The sequence below is a fragment of the Roseovarius tibetensis genome, from assembly GCF_050896375.1.
In the GTDB taxonomy this organism is placed as follows: Bacteria; Pseudomonadota; Alphaproteobacteria; order Rhodobacterales; family Rhodobacteraceae; genus Roseovarius; species Roseovarius tibetensis.
Genome location: NZ_JBPBBB010000057.1, coordinates 1 through 15,825, shown reverse-complemented (window position 1 = coordinate 15,825; position 15,825 = coordinate 1). Strand labels below are relative to the sequence as shown.

Annotated in this window: 15 protein-coding genes, 1 tRNA gene and 3 pseudogenes; 5 read left to right on the top strand and 14 right to left on the bottom strand. The window is 62.6% G+C overall.

All coding sequences use genetic code 11. The features are described 5' to 3' along the window. The first annotated feature begins 45 nt into the window (after window positions 1-45). Together ACROSR_RS18855 and ACROSR_RS18850 are read left to right on the top strand one after the other, a co-directional pair. A complete protein-coding gene (locus tag ACROSR_RS18855) occupies window positions 46-366 on the top strand; it encodes a DUF6647 family protein (protein WP_432687442.1) in 321 nt (106 codons plus the stop codon). Window positions 367-597: 231 nt separating this feature from the next. Next, window positions 598-1,194, top strand: a pseudogene (locus ACROSR_RS18850) (IS256 family transposase); the annotation flags it as partial. On the opposite strand, the gene ACROSR_RS18845 reads toward ACROSR_RS18850, so the two are convergent. From ACROSR_RS18845 to ACROSR_RS18780, 14 genes and pseudogenes are all read right to left on the bottom strand, one after another. Then, the gene (locus ACROSR_RS18845; RefSeq protein WP_432687441.1) at window positions 1,101-1,307 is read right to left on the bottom strand and encodes a hypothetical protein; all 207 of its coding nucleotides are present in this window, start codon (window positions 1,305-1,307) and stop codon (window positions 1,101-1,103) included. The pseudogene ACROSR_RS18850 and the gene ACROSR_RS18845 overlap by 94 nt on opposite strands. 245 nt (window positions 1,308-1,552) lie before the next feature. After that, a pseudogene (locus ACROSR_RS18840) lies at window positions 1,553-1,762 on the bottom strand (transposase); the annotation flags it as partial. 470 nt (window positions 1,763-2,232) lie between these two features. Beyond that, a complete protein-coding gene (locus ACROSR_RS18835; protein ID WP_432687440.1) occupies window positions 2,233-4,320 on the bottom strand; it encodes a site-specific integrase in 2,088 nt (695 codons plus the stop codon). A gap of 115 nt (window positions 4,321-4,435) precedes the next feature. Then, window positions 4,436-4,510 (bottom strand) — tRNA-Asn (locus tag ACROSR_RS18830). A 134-nt stretch (window positions 4,511-4,644) separates the two neighbouring features. Next, window positions 4,645-4,800, bottom strand: a complete 156-nt coding sequence (locus ACROSR_RS18825; protein ID WP_432687439.1) for a hypothetical protein — start codon at window positions 4,798-4,800, stop codon at window positions 4,645-4,647. A gap of 89 nt (window positions 4,801-4,889) precedes the next feature. Beyond that, the gene (locus tag ACROSR_RS18820; protein WP_432687438.1) at window positions 4,890-5,690 is read right to left on the bottom strand and encodes an N-acyl homoserine lactonase family protein; all 801 of its coding nucleotides are present in this window, start codon (window positions 5,688-5,690) and stop codon (window positions 4,890-4,892) included. A 21-nt stretch (window positions 5,691-5,711) separates the two neighbouring features. Next, a complete protein-coding gene (gene pcaC / locus ACROSR_RS18815; protein ID WP_432687437.1) occupies window positions 5,712-6,092 on the bottom strand; it encodes a 4-carboxymuconolactone decarboxylase in 381 nt (126 codons plus the stop codon). A gap of 72 nt (window positions 6,093-6,164) precedes the next feature. After that, window positions 6,165-7,388, bottom strand: a complete 1,224-nt coding sequence (locus ACROSR_RS18810) for an ABC transporter substrate-binding protein (RefSeq protein ID WP_432687436.1) — start codon at window positions 7,386-7,388, stop codon at window positions 6,165-6,167. A 27-nt stretch (window positions 7,389-7,415) separates the two neighbouring features. Further along, the gene (locus ACROSR_RS18805; RefSeq protein ID WP_432687435.1) at window positions 7,416-8,123 is read right to left on the bottom strand and encodes an ABC transporter ATP-binding protein; all 708 of its coding nucleotides are present in this window, start codon (window positions 8,121-8,123) and stop codon (window positions 7,416-7,418) included. Further along, the gene (locus ACROSR_RS18800; protein WP_432687434.1) at window positions 8,116-9,891 is read right to left on the bottom strand and encodes a branched-chain amino acid ABC transporter ATP-binding protein/permease; all 1,776 of its coding nucleotides are present in this window, start codon (window positions 9,889-9,891) and stop codon (window positions 8,116-8,118) included. The genes ACROSR_RS18805 and ACROSR_RS18800 overlap by 8 nt, the downstream gene beginning before the upstream one ends. Next, entirely contained in the window at window positions 9,891-10,850 is a 960-nt protein-coding gene (locus ACROSR_RS18795; RefSeq protein WP_432687433.1) for a branched-chain amino acid ABC transporter permease, read from the bottom strand. The genes ACROSR_RS18800 and ACROSR_RS18795 overlap by 1 nt, the downstream gene beginning before the upstream one ends. Then, the gene (locus ACROSR_RS18790) at window positions 10,847-12,232 is read right to left on the bottom strand and encodes an MmgE/PrpD family protein (RefSeq protein WP_432687432.1); all 1,386 of its coding nucleotides are present in this window, start codon (window positions 12,230-12,232) and stop codon (window positions 10,847-10,849) included. The genes ACROSR_RS18795 and ACROSR_RS18790 overlap by 4 nt, the downstream gene beginning before the upstream one ends. Next, window positions 12,213-13,106 carry an NAD(P)-dependent oxidoreductase gene (locus ACROSR_RS18785; protein WP_432687431.1) on the bottom strand — a complete coding sequence of 298 codons (894 nt, stop codon included), beginning with the start codon at window positions 13,104-13,106 and terminating at the stop codon, window positions 12,213-12,215. Before ACROSR_RS18785 ends, ACROSR_RS18790 begins: the two co-directional genes overlap by 20 nt. Before the next feature lie 36 nt (window positions 13,107-13,142). After that, on the bottom strand, window positions 13,143-13,892 hold the full coding sequence (locus ACROSR_RS18780; RefSeq protein ID WP_432687430.1) for an SDR family NAD(P)-dependent oxidoreductase: 750 nt from the start codon (window positions 13,890-13,892) through the stop codon (window positions 13,143-13,145). 166 nt (window positions 13,893-14,058) lie between these two features. Between ACROSR_RS18780 and ACROSR_RS18775 the strand changes: the two genes are divergently transcribed. The 3 genes and pseudogenes from ACROSR_RS18775 to ACROSR_RS18765 form a co-directional block, all read left to right on the top strand. Then, on the top strand, window positions 14,059-14,730 hold the full coding sequence (locus ACROSR_RS18775; protein WP_432687429.1) for a GntR family transcriptional regulator: 672 nt from the start codon (window positions 14,059-14,061) through the stop codon (window positions 14,728-14,730). A 189-nt stretch (window positions 14,731-14,919) separates the two neighbouring features. Further along, window positions 14,920-15,429: a helix-turn-helix domain-containing protein gene (locus ACROSR_RS18770; protein ID WP_432687428.1), complete on the top strand. Its 510-nt coding sequence runs from the start codon at window positions 14,920-14,922 to the stop codon at window positions 15,427-15,429. 15 nt (window positions 15,430-15,444) lie between these two features. Continuing rightward, window positions 15,445-15,792 (top strand): annotated as a pseudogene (locus ACROSR_RS18765) (Mu transposase domain-containing protein); the annotation flags it as partial. Between the last annotated feature and the right edge of the window lie 33 nt (window positions 15,793-15,825).

Below are 15,825 nucleotides of genomic sequence, written 5' to 3'. Positions count from 1 at the left end.
TTGCCATTTTGCTTTTTGTCATACCCATCATCCTTACTTAAGTTGATGGTCTCCGACAAATCCGGGGCGATTCAGTCAAGTTTTCAGCGGGGGCGTCTCCGCGGGCTTTACGACCCCGGGCAGGCCGAGATCCTGCTGGTCAGACCATGGGACCAGCGTGACGCCGAAGACGTGAGTGTCCTGCTTCACGAACTTGTCCATCACCGTCAGGCGCCCCATCACTGGTACTGCCCGGCCGCGCAGGAGTTGCCGGCCTACCGGCTTCAGGAGGCATGGCTGGCAGAGCGCGGCATGCGCGCGGACGTGAACTGGGTGGCCGTGGTCCTGGATTCCGGCTGCACCCGGCGCGATATTCACCCCGAATGATCCGACCAAGGCGTCGATCCGCGTACCTGTGAGCCGCCGGAGCCCATGAGCAAAAGTCGCAAATCAGTGCTTGTCTTATCCTGACGTCGGCTCCTGAGGTATGAAGGAGCCAGTGCCCGCCACGCCATTTATGGCGGGCACTGGCGGCGGTTGGATCGTAAAGTGCTGGGTCGTGATGGACCGTTTCTGAGTGTGATCAACCGCCGTCTTCACCACTGGGCCTGAACGGATAGCTACCTTCCCAGTTTCCTCGAGCCCCGGCGCACGGCCGAGAAGGCCCTCGTGGCTGTCATACAGGAAGCCTACGTTCAGGGGATTTCCACCCGCTCGGTGGACGATCTGGTCAAGGCCATGGGCGCGGGCGGCATGTCCAAGAGCCAGGTTAGCCGGCTCTGCGCCGAGATCGACGAGCGCGTGAACACGTTCCTGTCGCGGCCCTTGGAGGGGGCCTGGCCCTACCTCTGGCTCGATGCAACCTACGTGAAGGCGCGCGATGGTGGCCGGATCGTAAGCCGTGCCGTGATAGTGGCCGTCGCAGTCAACGAGGACGGCAAGCGCGAGGTGCTGGGTGTCGCCACCGGCCCCTCCGAGGCCGAGACGTTCTGGACCGACTTCCTGCGGTCTCTTGCCGACCGAGGTCTGCGTGGGGTGAAGCTGGTGATCGCCGATGACCACAAGGGGCTGCGCGCGGCCGCACGCCGGGTCTTCAACGCGACCCACCAGCGCTGTCGGGTTCACTGGATGCGCAACGCCCTGGCGCATACTCCGGCCAAGCAGCGCACGGCCGTGGCGGCGATGGGGCACCAAGCCCCCTCACGCCCCTCACGCGAGATCTTCTTGCGCTTGGTGCGGCGCAGCCACAGCCGTTCTTCGCGGTAGATGCGCTCGACGACCTTGACGTTCACCCTGAAGCCCTCGCGGACCAATTTTGCATGCAGCATGCGATAGCCATACCTCCGGTGCTTGCCTGACAGCGTGATCAGGCGTTCCCTCAACCGCGCGTGGCGGTCTGGTCGGGCCTGATAAGCCAGGCTCGACCGTGAAATCCCGACCAGCCTGCACGCCCGCCGTTCCGTGAACTGATACTCCGTCGTCAGCTTTTTTACCGCGGCACGGCGGTGTGCAGGCTTCAGGAGTTTTTTGCCAGCAGCCCCTTCAGGCCCGCGTTGTCGAGCATGGCATCGGCCAGGAGACGCTTCAGCTCGGCATTCTCGGCCTCCAAATCCTTCAGACGACGCAGCTCGGACACCATCATGCCGCCATACTTGGCCTTCCACTTATACAGCGTCGCATCCGACATGCCGTGCTTGCGGCACAGCTCCGAGACCTTCGCCCCGGCCGCATACTCCTGCAAAATCCCCACGATCTGTTCTTCGGTGAAACGTGATTTGCGCATCGTCTGTTCTCCTCATTTCTGCGAACGTTACAAGAACAAACTCTACTTTTGAATGGTCCGGTTTTTGGGGGGCAGGTCAGGCTGCCTTGCTTTCAGCTGCGGCACTGTCCGCTTTGTGTGAGTTCACCTTCGTCTCGACTGTGCAGTTGCAGCGAAAGACCGGTCTGACGGGCTGCACTGCAGCAGCCAGGGTCGGCGATGAAGGTCAGCTTTGGGCCGTAGGTGACGGAGGTCAAGTCGACGCGACTGTGGATCGGCTTCGAAGTGTGCCCCCCCCCCGCTCATCTGGCCGAACGCATTGATACCAATTCTCTTCTTTGCAACTGAATGGGGTCAAGATCGCCGCCGAGCACACTCCCGTCTAAGGCAGCAATTTCCATGCCATTTCAACCCGTTGAGCTTTTGTCCGCCAGGGTCAAGATCGGGCGCCCAAAAACACGCAACGCTCCCGGTCGCGAAAATCACCGTGGTCACGCGAAGCCGGGCTGACGGCGCTCCGACAACTTCGTCACGTTCGTGGTCCGGGGCGCCTCGAAAGGCGGTCGGATCATGGAGATATCAACCTCGATCGCGTTGACGCGCTGCTGAAGCTGCTTTTCCGAGAAGCCGTCGGGATTGTAGTGCACGATCCCGATGTCTCGCTCGACATGCCCCATCAGGGCGCGCCGCTGCGTGTCCGGGCACTCGGCCTGGATCAGCAGATGGTTGAACGTCGTGCGGAGGCTGTGGAAGTCGCGCTGCCTGTCGTAGATCCTGTGGTCCTGGCGGTACCGCGTGAAGCGCTTCGAGAAGGTCTCGGTGAAGGTCTTCTTGTTCTGGCTGCGTTCGATCCAGGGGAAGAGACGCGGCTCGTCCTTGCGCTTGCGGAGCGCGACCAGCTTCAGGAAGCCAAGCTTGAGGAGGTTTTCGTGGATCGGGATGGTCCGGCGTGAGGCCTTGCTCTTGAGGCTCTGGCCCGGCCCCTGCTTCAGGACGATGCACGGAATGTCATTGATGACCTGGATGTCGTCGAGATAGAGTTGAAGCACTTCCTCGCTCCGAAGGCCCATGTGAACCGCGACGAGTGGCGCCCAGAACAGCGGGTCACCCACGTCGTCGAGCTTGTCCTGGAAGATCGGCGAGCGGAACAGCCCGTCGAGCTTGCCACACCAGGTCTGACGATCGTTGTCTTCCTCGAGGATCTCCCGCCGTTCGTATTCCGCGGTCTCCCAGATGTGGTCTTCCATGATGTTCGCCGGCAGATGGTTCTTTTTCACCAGGAATTTGCAGATGCGCTGGAAGTCCTGCATGTGGCGGTAGATCGTTGCCGTGCTCAGGCGCTTGATGCGCCCTTTCAGAATCTCGGATTCGATCTTGCCCGGGCTGGCCCCCTTTTTCTCGAGGCGGGCGCGCGTGATGCCGGCATTGTGGGTCTCGGTCGCGTCGGCGTCGTCTGCGGCCTCTCGCGGGGACAATTTGCTGGTCTTGGCCTGGTAGGAATGGGGAATGCGCGCGACAAGCTCCCAGGCAGTCCTCAGGTCCTCATCGCTGATCTGATCGAATGGCTTGTCGCCAAGCATCCGCGAGAACAGGCGCTTGGTTCCACGAACATTGGGGCCAGTGTTCCGGGCCCAGCTTTTCCCAGCCGTCTCGTTGACCTGCTCGGTCGCCTTGAAGCTCCTGTAGCCCAGGCTGCGTGCTGCGATGTAGTCCTCCGCGCCCTTCTCGATGGTCGGGCAGGACGACCGAGCTCGGGTCGGTTCGGGCGGGAGCGCCGGGGTGGGCTCGGGTTTCGTGGAAACCCGCGGCGCTTGCACGTCTTCTTGCCGCGCAGATGCGAAAGGCCGTGAAGACGCCGCGGACGTTGTCAGATCATGATCCGCCTCGGGAGCGGATGCCGGGGTAGAGCACGGCGCGGGCGGCATCGGGGATGTCCGAGGCATGACAGGCAGGGGGGAGGCGGTGGGTCGCGCCTCGACGAGATCCCGCGCGGCCTTCAATGTTTCCGTAGGCCCATCGAAAACACCCTCATCCCGGCGAAGGTTCTCCTGTTCCGCGTCGAGAATGACCCTGAGGGCGCGGAACGCGAGGCGGCGCCAATCGGGATCGTCCTCGTCGAGCGCGACACCCAAACGCGCGGCCACGTCGCGGAGCGGATCGCGCGCCATCTCGCGGTCCCTTGTGGCGATCGCGGTCCGCAGGCTCTCGAGGGCGGCATTGGCGCAGGCCAGCTCGTAGGCCGCGGTCTCAAAGCTGCGCGCGGGCGCCGCCTCGCGCGCGACATCCGCCGCCTCGATCAGGAAGCGGCACAGCTCGACGAGAAGCCTGTCCATGATGTCGGGCGCGATCGCCATGTTTCTCTCCGTCACTCCGGCGAAGGCGACATCGCTCAGAAGGGTGAGTTTCTGAGCCAGCGCCCTGGAATCGGGGATGACATGCGAGCGGAGCGAGAAAAGAAGAGAATGCTGGATATTCTCTGGCGCGTATATGGCGAGGACGCGGCGCGGCCAGCGCCGCCGCCAGTGAAAGCCGGAGGGGCGGTATTCGAGATGCGGTTGCGTTCTGAGCCGGGCCTGCATGAGCGCGATTCCTGTGCCAGCGTTTGTGCCAGGCGAAGTGACAGGAATCGTGCCAGACGGAACATTCTCCGACTGTTGGTCGAAAAAGCGTTCGAAATCAGCTACTTGGGTTATTTGGCTCCGGCGGTAGGGATCGAACCTACGACCAATTGATTAACAGTCAACTGCTCTACCGCTGAGCTACGCCGGAAACTGAGCGTGTATTACCAACGGGCCAACCGGAGGTCCAGAGGCTTTGCGTAAAAAGTCTGAGATTTTAGACTTGTCGGCCTGATGGTCAATATTGCCGGCTCGGGGCTGTTTCATCAATGGATCCCCGAGTGATCAATGACCATGTCGTGTGGGGGCGTGATGGCAGCCCTCGTGCCCGAAAATGACTGTATCCTGCAGATCCTGTGCGAGTGAGGCGAGCAGGCCGGGACGGATTTCGGCCTGTTCGATCTGTTCGGTGTCGCTATCAGGGGTGCGATGCCGGGGCATGCCAAGATCCGGTTTCCGAGGGCATGGCGCAGCCTCGTCAACCAGCGGCCATATCGGATGGTTTGGCGAAGTGCGGCATTTGCGCGGATCTAGCCGGGGTGGCGTTCGGGCTGGTCCAGCTTGACCGCAAGGCCCCTGGTCGCATCGCTATACGCGGGATAACGACGCATCACCTGCGGGTCGTGGCCGGGTATGACATGGCTGACGTCGCCACCCAGTTCCATCAGCCGGTCATAACCGCGCAGCGCGTCGGACGCGCTGTCGCAGGTCGGAAACACCTTGCCATTGATCATGTGCTCGTAATGGTGGGTCGCGTCGGACGCCAGGACGACAGGGCCCCGTTGCGTTTTCACGCGGATGCATTGCAACCCGCGCGCATGGCCCCCGATATGGTGCACGGTAATGCCCGGAAAGAGTTCGCTGTCCCCCGACCGAAACGAGACCTGCCCGGCATAGACGCGCCGCACCATGCCGATGACATCGTCCACGTCGTAAGGGTGATTGGCATGCGGATGGCACATGCACGGACCGGTGGCGAAGGTCATCTCGGTCTCCTGCATGTGAAAGCACGCATCGGGAAAGAGATCGTTGTTGCCCGCATGATCGTAATGCATATGCGTGGTGATCACGTCCTTCACGGCCGACGGGACGACGCCGACGGCCTCGAGCGCCTCGTTTACCGGGGTCACGAGCGTGCGGCCCCGGCGCGTGCCCGACCCCGGGTTGAATCCCGTATCCACCACGACCGTGCGATACGCGTTGCGGATGACCCACACGAAATAGTCGAGCGGCATCGGCCGATCATGCAGGTCCCCACCGATGAAGTTCTCTGAAGACCGTCGATCGTTTTCCGCGTACCGCACGGCGAGGACTTCGTATGAATCATGCATGTCTGTCTCCTTGCCGGCGCATCATTCGGAGTCCATTTCCGCGAACGCTTCCTTTGCGACACGGAACGAGTCAACGGCGGCGGGGACGCCGCAATAGATGGCGACCTGAAGCAGGATCTCGGTGATTTCGGCCTTCGAGACACCGTTCCGGATCGCCCCCTTGAGGTGCATCTTCAGCTCGTGCGGGCGGTTCAGGGCGCTGATCATCGCGATGTTCAGCATCGAGCGGGTCTTCTTTTCCAGGCCGTCCCTGCCCCAGACCGCGCCCCAGCAATATTCGGTGACGAGTTCCTGCATGGGTCGGTTGAAATCATCGGCATTGGCGATTGAATTTTCGACGAATTCGGCACCCAGTACCGATTTCCGAATTTCGAGGCCGCGCTCGTAGGTGTCCTTGTCCATTTCTCATTTTCTCCTTGGAACATCATGTTGAAGTGGCGGCACCGGACCCGCCGGTGCCGCCGACCTGCGGGATCAGTCCTGGCCGGGCCAGATCGCATCGGACACGGCCAGATCTTCAGGGTAGACGGTCAAAGGAACGCCGTCCTGCCACTGGATGATCGTCAGGCTCGCGCCCTCGCGCTGGCCGGCCTCGTTGAAGCTGAGCGTGCCGCCGGGGTAGTATTCCGAGGGTCCGCCCTCGAGGTTGCGCAGCGCCTCGCCCAGTGCCTCGCGGTCACGACTGCAGCTTTTCTCGAGCGCGGTCTTGAAGAGCCACATGTCGCCATAGGTCGAGATCGCGTTCTGGGTCATCCAGGGTTCGCCATAGACGTCCTTCAGCCGCTGGATGAGATCCTCCTGCCCCGCCGAGCCCCAATTGGCGACAGCCGACATCACGCCATTCAGAAGCTCGGGCTGCATCGTGTTGAGAACCTCGGGCTCGGCGATCGCGATGCCGAAAGAGACCGTCGGAACCGAGACGCGCATCTCTTTCATCTTCTCGAGAATCAGCTTGCTGTCAGAGATGACGGTCGGCAGGAAAAAGAGAAGATCGGGTCGCCGTTGCCGGACCTGCTGCACGAGCGCCGTGGCATCCGCGAGCGGCGGCGTGAACACCTCTTCGAAGACCAGTTCAAGCCCCACATCCTGAAACAGACCGTTTTTCATGCGCTCGACCGACGAGAGCGATGCCGCGGTGTTGTCGGTGATGACGGCCACCGTCTCGGGCCGCGTGCCGGTCTGGTCCTCGGCAAGGTCCATGATGATCGGCAGCGCGATCTCGGCCTGGGCACCGGATGTGGCCGAGGTCTGGAACACGTTGTCAAAGCCCCGGCCGGTGATCAGGTCCGAATAGGACAGCGTCAGGACCGGCAGGTCCGCGCGCTCGGTGATCTCGGTGACCGCGAGGGTGAACGAGCTCAGGTAAGAGCCGGTCGCGCCGACCAGGTCGGGATAGTCCGCGACCATCCGCTGCGCGGCATTGGCCGCCTTTTCGACCGAGTCGCCCGAGTCGATGACCACAAGCTCCAGCGGCGCACCGCCCAGGCACTGAATGCCCCCGGCCGCGTTGACGTCCTCGACGCCAAGCTCCGCGCCCATCTTCATCACCTCTCCCGGTCGCGCATAAATGCCCGATGTCGGCGCGATCAGGCCGATCTGCACGGGTTCGGCGTCCTGAGCGGGCGCCATTGTGGCCCCTCCGACCGTCAGTACCGCGGTCGAGACCGCGGTTATCCTCGCGAAGAATGATCGTGTCATGTCTTGGTCCTCCCTGGTTGGCCCGGGCTACATGCCCAGGTATGCTTGCCGCACGCGATCATCCGCCTTGAGAGTGTCGGGGTCGCCCTCGAGGACGACCCGACCCGTTTCCAGGACATAACCGTGATCGGCAAATTGAAGCGCCTCTGCGACGCGTTGTTCCACCAGCAGGATGGAAAGGCCCGCATCGCGGCGAATCTCCATCAGCTTGTCGAACACGAAATCGGCTATTGCCGGCGCAAGGCCCATCGATGGCTCGTCGAGCATCATCAGCTTGGGCGACGAGGCCAGCCCGCGCCCGATGGCGACCATCTGCTGCTCACCGCCGGACAACGTCCCGGCATGTTGGTGGGCGCGATCCTTGAGCACGGGCAGCCATGTGAAGATCTGTTCGAGATTGGTCTTCCACTCTTTCCTGCCCTTGTCGGTGATCGCGCCCATCTGAAGGTTCTCCAGAACGGTCATCGACGCAAAGACCTGCCGCCCTTCGGGCACATGCGCGATGCCAAGATGCGGACGGCGCGACGGGGACACCTTGAGCATATCCTCGCCCTCGAAGGTGATGCTGCCGCCCCGGCACGCGATGACGCCCGAGATCGTCTTGAAAAGCGTTGTCTTGCCGGCCCCGTTCGGACCGACGACCGAGATGAATTGGCCGGCCCCGACGGACAAGGATATTCCGTGCAGCACGGAAAGCGCGCCGTAACCGGCCGACAGGTTCTGGATCTCAAGCATTTGTGCCCCATTTCTTGCCGAGATAGGCTTCGATGACGCGGGGATCGCGCGTGACGTCTTCCGGCGCGCCCTCGGTGACGACCTCGCCGTGATCGAGCACCAGGAAGCGATCGACCAGCTGCACCATCGCCTGCATCGTGTGTTCGATGATGACCACGGTGATGCCCTCTTCGGACAGGCCGCGGATCACCGAGACGACCTCCTTGCCCTCGGTCGAGCCGAGCCCGGCGAGGGTCTCATCCAGCAGCAGGATGTGCGGCCGTCCCGCCAGCGCGCGGGCAAGCTCCATCAGGCGCAGATCCTTGGTGCTGAGTCCGCCGGCGAGCTTGTCGGCGATCGGCCCCAGACCAACCTTGTGCAGGGCGTCGCGGGCAATCGTTTCGGCCTCGGCCTCGTCTTTCGCGGTGACGTAGGCGCCGACCTTGACGTTGTCGTGGACACTCATCCGGTTGAACGGACGCATGATCTGAAAGGTCCGCCCGACCCCCGCGCGACACAGCACATGCGGCTTGAGGCTGGTCATCTCGACCCCGTCCACCCGAACCGAGCCGCCGGTCGGTTTCTGGAACCCGTTGAGCACGTTGAACAGCGTCGTCTTGCCCGCACCGTTCGGCCCGATGATCCCGAGGATCATCCCGCGCTTGACGTCGAAACTGACGTTCTGAACGGCCTTGAGCCCGCCGAAATGCTTCGAGACGTCGCGCACTTCAAGCACCGTATCCTCGCCGAATTCGCGCGGCTTGGTCGAGACCGACGCGGCGGCGGTGTCAGGCTCATAGGCGTGCACCTCGACCGGCATCGTGTCCGTGCGCCCTTCGCGGCGCTTGCGCAGCCAGTCACGGACCTTCCAATACATGCCTTCGGGCGCAAGCGTGATCAGCGCGATGATCGCCATGCCGTAGACCACCCCCTGAATGCCCGGCAGGACATTTCCAAGTTCGGCGTGCAGGGTCTCGGCGATGGGAATGAGCAGCGCCGCCCCGATCATCGGCCCCCACAGTGTGCCGGCCCCGCCGAACATCGCCACGGTCAACGCCTGCGCCGAGACAAGCATCCCGAACACCGACAGCGGCGTGATCACCAGAATGACCACCGCGTAGAACGACCCGGCCATGCCGGCGATCGCGCCGCTGACGGCGATCGCCTTGAGCTTCCAGCCAAGCGTATTGATACCGGCGGCCTCGGCGGCGGATTCGTTCTGCTTGATGGCGATCAGCGCCATGCCGAAGCGTGTCTTCTCGATCAGCCGCGATACGATGACGACGGCGGTCAGCAGGACCATGGCGATGACCGTGTAGACCCTGCCATCCGCGAACTGCATGTAAAGCGCGGGATTCTCCGAGACACGCGGCACGCTGACTTCGGGGTAGCCGAGCCACTGGAACACATACAGCAGCGCCATCGGGTAGGCGAGCATCGACAGCGCGAAGTAGTGACCGCGCAGGCGGAATGTCGGAAGCCCGATCAGTATCCCCGCGGCGGCGCCGATCAGCCCCGAGACGAACAGCATGATCCACGGCGAGACGCCCCAGTTGACCTGCGCCAGCACCGTGGCGAAGGCGCCGAGGCCGAAAAAGCTGGCGTGACCGAACGAGATCAGGCCCGTATATCCCGAAAGCACGTTCCAGCTTAGCCCGAACACCGCCCAGACGAGGACCAGTGTCATGATGAGCTGGTAGTAGGAATTGGTCACGAACATCGCCAGCAGCAGGTAGAGGGCGCCAAGGACGAAGAACGGCAGAAGCGATTTGAAGGTGTCACGGATCATCATGTACGCTCCACGTTACGGCCGAACAGGCCCTGCGGACGAAGCGTCACCACCAGAAGGAAGCAGACGAAGATCGTCGCATTCTGTAACTGCGTCGGAAGCACGAGGGTCGAGAACTGCTGGATCAGGCCGATCAGCATGCCGCCCCAGAAAGCGCCGATCACGCTGCCGATGCCGCCAAGGACGACGCCTGCATACATGATGATGACATATTCCAGCCCGACGAATGGCGTGAACGGATAGCTGGTGGCAAGAAGCCCGCCGGCCATCGCCGTGATCGCGGTGCCGGTGGCAAAGGCGAACCGGTGTGCGCGATCCACGTCGATGCCCATGTAGATCGCGGCCTCGGGGTTGTCGGCCGCCGCGCGCAGCGACTTGCCGATCAACGTGCGCTGGATCAGGAACCACAGCGCGAGGATCACCACACCCGAGAACAGGGCCGACACCACCCGCGCCTTGTTGAAGAACAACAGGATCGGACTGTCGCCGGAGAACGCCTGGACCCAGGCTGCGCTGGACAGCGGCGTACGGATCGACACGAGATCCGCCCCCAGCAGAATCATCGCCCCGTTCTGAAGCACCAGCGCGATCCCCAAAGTCAGGATAAGCTGGGCGTAATGCCCCTCGGCCTCCATGCCCGAGGACGCGATACCAGTAACCCGGCGGATCAGCAGCCGGTGGATCAGCCAGCCGAACAGGAACAGCACCGGCGCCGTCGCGATCACGGCGAAATACGGGCCCATGATCGTCCCGAACGCCGCCTGAAACCCGAAAGCGAAGAAGAAGTAGGTGGCATACATCCCGACCATCATAAAATCGCCCTGCGCGAAATTGATGACGCGCATGATGCCAAAGATCATCGCCAGCCCGACGCACATGAGTCCGTAGAGGGCGCCGACGAGAATGCCGGTGATCATGAGCTGGAAGATATTCTCGATGAGAATCTGAAGTTCCGTCATTTTGCCTCCTCAGGCTCTTGGCGCGAAAGCTGTACGACCAGATTGAAATCCGTAGCTGACGCAAGGCTGTCGAGGTGCTCGCACAGACACCCGGCGCGGTCCGCGCCAAGCCGTGATGCGGCGACGGCCGACAGACGACGCCGGATCATGTCCGGGGTCGCGAACCGGATGTCGTCGAGGGTCTCCTCGATTTTGCGACCGCCTTCGGTCTCGAGACACAGGCGCACCCCCTGGCGGGCCGGGTAGGCCGCGGTCAGCGCATCGGACAGATCGAACCCGATCCGGGAAATCATCCGCGTAATCTCGGGATCGTTCAGGCGGCCATAGTTCGTGTCCGCGATCTCGCCCCGCACAAGGGCCGCGGCGACACCGAACGCGATGCTCATCTTGGCCTGCAGTGGTGTCGCGAAAGGCCCCGTATGGGCACAGCCCGGATAATTCAGCGCCGCATCGTAGGTCGTGACCCGAACCGACCGGATGCTTTCGCCCGGCTCCAGCCGGTGTCGGGCGGCCAACGCCGCCTGGCACGGAGACTGGGCGAAGTTGCAGGCCGGCACTTCCTTGTTGAACACCGACAGTATTTCGCAGGCTCCGTCCGGGTACAGACTGATCCGCTCGGTGAAAGGCACGCGCCGTATGGCGGCGACAAGACCCGCGTCGCCCTCGATGATGTTGTCAGACCCGCTTGCCCCGAGCTGTGCAAGCCGGATCGCGGTAATCGCGTTGCGCGCGGCAAAGCCGGGGTGAAAATACATCTCGTCCGCCCCGGTATGCGGCCACTGGTTGAGCCCCGAGGCACAGTTGGCGGCGAAGGCCAGGGCGCTCACCTTCTCATCCTCGGTCAGACCGAGCAGCATTGCGCCGGCGAGTGTCCCACTGAGGGGGCCGATCAGGCCGGTCGGACGAAATAGCCGCGCCACCTCGGGGGTCATCAGCACGCGCCCGAGGCGACCGCCGATCTCGTATCCGGCAACGGCCGCGCCCAGGACGTCGCGCCCGGACGGCTTTGCCTCGGGTGCCAGAGCCATCAGAACCGGCCAGATCACGACACCCATATGGGCAATACTGCCGGTATGCATGTCCTCGCGCACCAGCCCGTGCCCGCGTACCGCGTTGGCAAAGGCGGCGTCTTCGGGCGACACGCTATCTGTCTCGCCGACGATCACGGCGGGACCGGAACGGCCCGCGGCAAGACCGGCGGCCTGACGGCTCCATGGCAGATCCGCGGCCTCCAGTGAGCAAGACAGGAAGTCGGCAAAGCAGACAGACGCCTTGTCCAGCGCGGCGTCCGGGATATCGGCCCTGGCAGCCTGCCCGACAAGGTCTCGCAGAACCGGCCCGCCTGCACCAGCCGCGGCAGGTTTATCCGCGGATTTCGACATCTGCCCAATCCTCGATCAGCCGGGCCATCGACGTGAAATCGCTATCCGGCCCGTATTTCGAGTTTGTGATCGCTAGGACCTGACGCACCAGCGCGCCACCGACCATCGGAACGCCCAGGTTCTCGGACTCGTCCACGCACAGCCGCACATCCTTGTAGGACAGGGCCGTGGCAAAGCCGAAATCGAAGGTGCCGGTCAGCACCGCCTTGGGAAACTTGTCCTGCGACGCACTGTTGCGACCGGTGGACAGGTTTATGATATCCAGCATTGTCCTGGCATCGACACCGGCTTTCACGCCCATCGCCATCGCCTCGGCGGTCAGGAAGATGGCCGAGGCCGCAAGCATGTTGTTGGCCAGCTTCACGACCTGCCCGAGGCCCGCATCCTCGCCCACGTGAAACGGCTTTCCGAAGATGTCCAGCACCGGCAATACGGTCTCGTATGTTTCCGTCGGGAAGGACACCATGAGCGCCAGTGTCCCTTTCTCGGCGCCGGCAATACCGCCGCTGACCGGACAGTCGATCCACTGCTTGCCAGCCGCGGCGAGACCCTCGGCAACCTCGCGGGCGGTCGACGGTCCTGTGGTGGACACGTCCAGCATGACCGTGGCGCGAGTGCCGTTGACGATGCCCTCTTCGCCCAGGCCCACCTGTCGGACGATCCCCGGCGTGGGCAGGCTGGTGACAACGACATCCACGGCATCGGCGACCGCGCGTGGGGTGGCCGCCGCCGTTGCCCCGCGGCCGACCATGCGGTCCACCGCCTGCGTGTCGAGGTCGCACACGACGACGTCGTAGCCGGCGTCGATCAGCCGCCCTGCCATCGGCGTCCCCATGCGTCCAAGCCCCACGAAACCCAATTTCATCTCAGCCATGTCATCTCCATTCGATACTGGTGCGTCAGCGGCCCGTCAGGCGCCCTTGATGGTCATGCCGGAATCGATTTTCAGCGTGATCCCGGTGATGCAGCGCGCGTCTTGCGAGCAAAGAAAGACCGCCGCCCGGTTGATGTCCTCGATCGTCGGCAACCGATCGAGAACGGTCTTGGCCTGACGCTCTTTCCACCCCTGCTCGGTGATCACCGAACTGGCGCCGGGCGTGACGACCGATCCTGGCGCCAACGCATTGACACGGATGCCGTACGGTCCGAGTTCGGCCGCCTGCTGTCGGGTAAGCGCATCGATCGCGCCCTTGATCGAGGAATAGACCCCGGCATTGCCAATCGCCATCGAGACCGCGATCGAAGACAGGTTCAGGATGCTTGGACGGTCGCTTTTCTTGAGATGCGGCGTCGCGGCCTGGATCGCCCAGTATGTGCCCTTGAGGCCGACATCGAGCATCTTGTGCACCTCGGCTTCGGGAAAGACCTCAAGCGGTGCGTAATGGAAGGCCACGGCGTTGTTCACCAGAATGTCGAGCCCGCCGGATTGGGACGCAAACCCGTCGAGTGTTCGGGTCACCGCCTCCCTGTCGGCCACGTCGCAGCGAAAGGCCGTGACATCGAGATCGCCCGCTTCGGCCACGGCCTCATCAAGAAGGTCCTGATTGATATCGAACAGCGCAACCTTCGCACCCTCGCCGGCCAGAGCCAGCGCGATCCCGCGCCCGATCCCGCCACCCGCGCCCGTCACGACCGCAGACATTCCGTCGAAATGCGCCATTCGTCCCTCCCGTTTCACGACACCCCTCCAGCGTCACGCAAGGTCTAGCACAAATATACAATCATACAATCCTAAAAAATGGATGTTCACAACATTTGCGTTAGGTCTGATTTTGATGATTATAAGCTAATCACGCACATCATGTGCCGGCCAAAGGACGCTGTCTGTGACAACACCCTACGATTTTCAGGTGCAGCGCGATTCAAGCACCCTGCGCCAAGGCGTGACCGAGAGCATCCGAAAGGCGATCGCGGTCGGGCACTACAAGGCAGGCGATCGCATGCCCGAAAAACAGCTGTGTGAGCTGACCGGCGTCAGCCGGACCCTTGTCCGCGAGGCGCTGCGGCAGCTTGAAAGCGAAAGACTGGTCGAGGTGATCGCCCACAAGGGGCCGATCGTGGCCCAGATGACCGCCGAAGAGGCGAAGGGCGTCTACGAGGTGCGCGAAGTCCTCGAAAGCCTCGCCGCACGGCTTTTCGCCCGGAACGCCACGCCACGGCAGTTCACCGACCTAGAAGCCGCCTTCGCCGAGGTGCGCACGTCCTACAAGGTCGGCGACGTGCTGGAGCGCCTGTCGGCCAAGAATCATTTTTACGACTGCCTCGTCAAAGGGTCGGGGAACGCCGCCCTGGGTCAGACGCTGCACATGATAAACGCACGTGCGATGATTCTCCGCGGGCGGTCGTTGTCCCATCCCGAGAGGTCGAAAACCTCGTTGAAGGAAATCGAGGCAATCATCTCAGCACTGCGCGACCGTGACGCGGACAAAGCCGCGGACATGGCGGTGCACCACGTCCAGATGGCGGCGCAGGTGGCGCTCGCATCGTTCGAGGAGTGACACGCGCGACACTGGAAAAGATCATCCGCGGCCTCCCTCGGGCGGACGGGCGCGAAAGGCCCCTGCCCCGCGGCCTCGGTAAGCAAGTGTCAACGCCGTAGTAAAATCCGGCCATTGGGCGGCGCAAAAGTGGACCACCTTGGCGGGTTATGATCGCCTAAAACTGACCCACCTGCATTGTTAACATCCGTGCGCCTTGGCGCGGAGGAAGAGCAGGTGTTACTAATAGAAACGGCACTAAAGATCCGTGGTTGGATCTTGGGCGATGGCCGCAGCATCCGTGCTGTGGCGCACGAGACAGGCATCTCGCGCATGACGATCAAGAAATATTTGAAGGACCCGAAGCAACCGCAGTATCGGGAGCGGCAACCGCGTGTTGGTCACAAACTGGGCGCGGCATTCGAGGCGCGTCTCCGGGAGCTTTTCAAACACGATCTACTGCTTCGACGGCGCAACCGTCGTAAAGCCAAGAAGCTTAATGAGCAGATTGTCACGAAAGGCTACACAGAGTCCTATTCGCCGGTTCAGCGCTTTGCACGAGAACTCAGACAAACATTCGGGACCGGTACGGGCGATGCGTTCATTCCTCTGCATTTCACGGCTGGCGATGCGCAGATCGCGTTGCACCCGCTGGGCCGCTCCTTTGATGGCTATGTCGAAAAAGCTCTGCGGACCAGATCGACGTGTCTCGTGCAATAATACAGCAATCGCTACAGCGTGCCGTCCGGACACGCGGGGCGCCATGTCTCGTTGCGCGCCTATGCCGATCGGATTGTCGTGGTCGCGGGCGACGCGATCATTGCCGTGCACAAACGACATTTCACGCGCAATATCAGTTATTTCGAGCCGTGGCACTATGTGCCCCTGCTGGACCGCAAGCCCGGTGGCTTGCGTGATGGCGCGCATTTTGTCGGCTGGGAGCTGCCCAAGGCGATAGAGCAGATCAAGGATCACCATCCTATTGCGCCATATCGTGCCAAGCGCGATGACCTCGATCGTGCAGGGCACGCTCTCGGTGTCATCCCGCATTCCCCAAGTAGTCCGCTGATTTCGCTGTCCTGAGCTTGGTATTTCGTATATAAATCATGGTGTTGA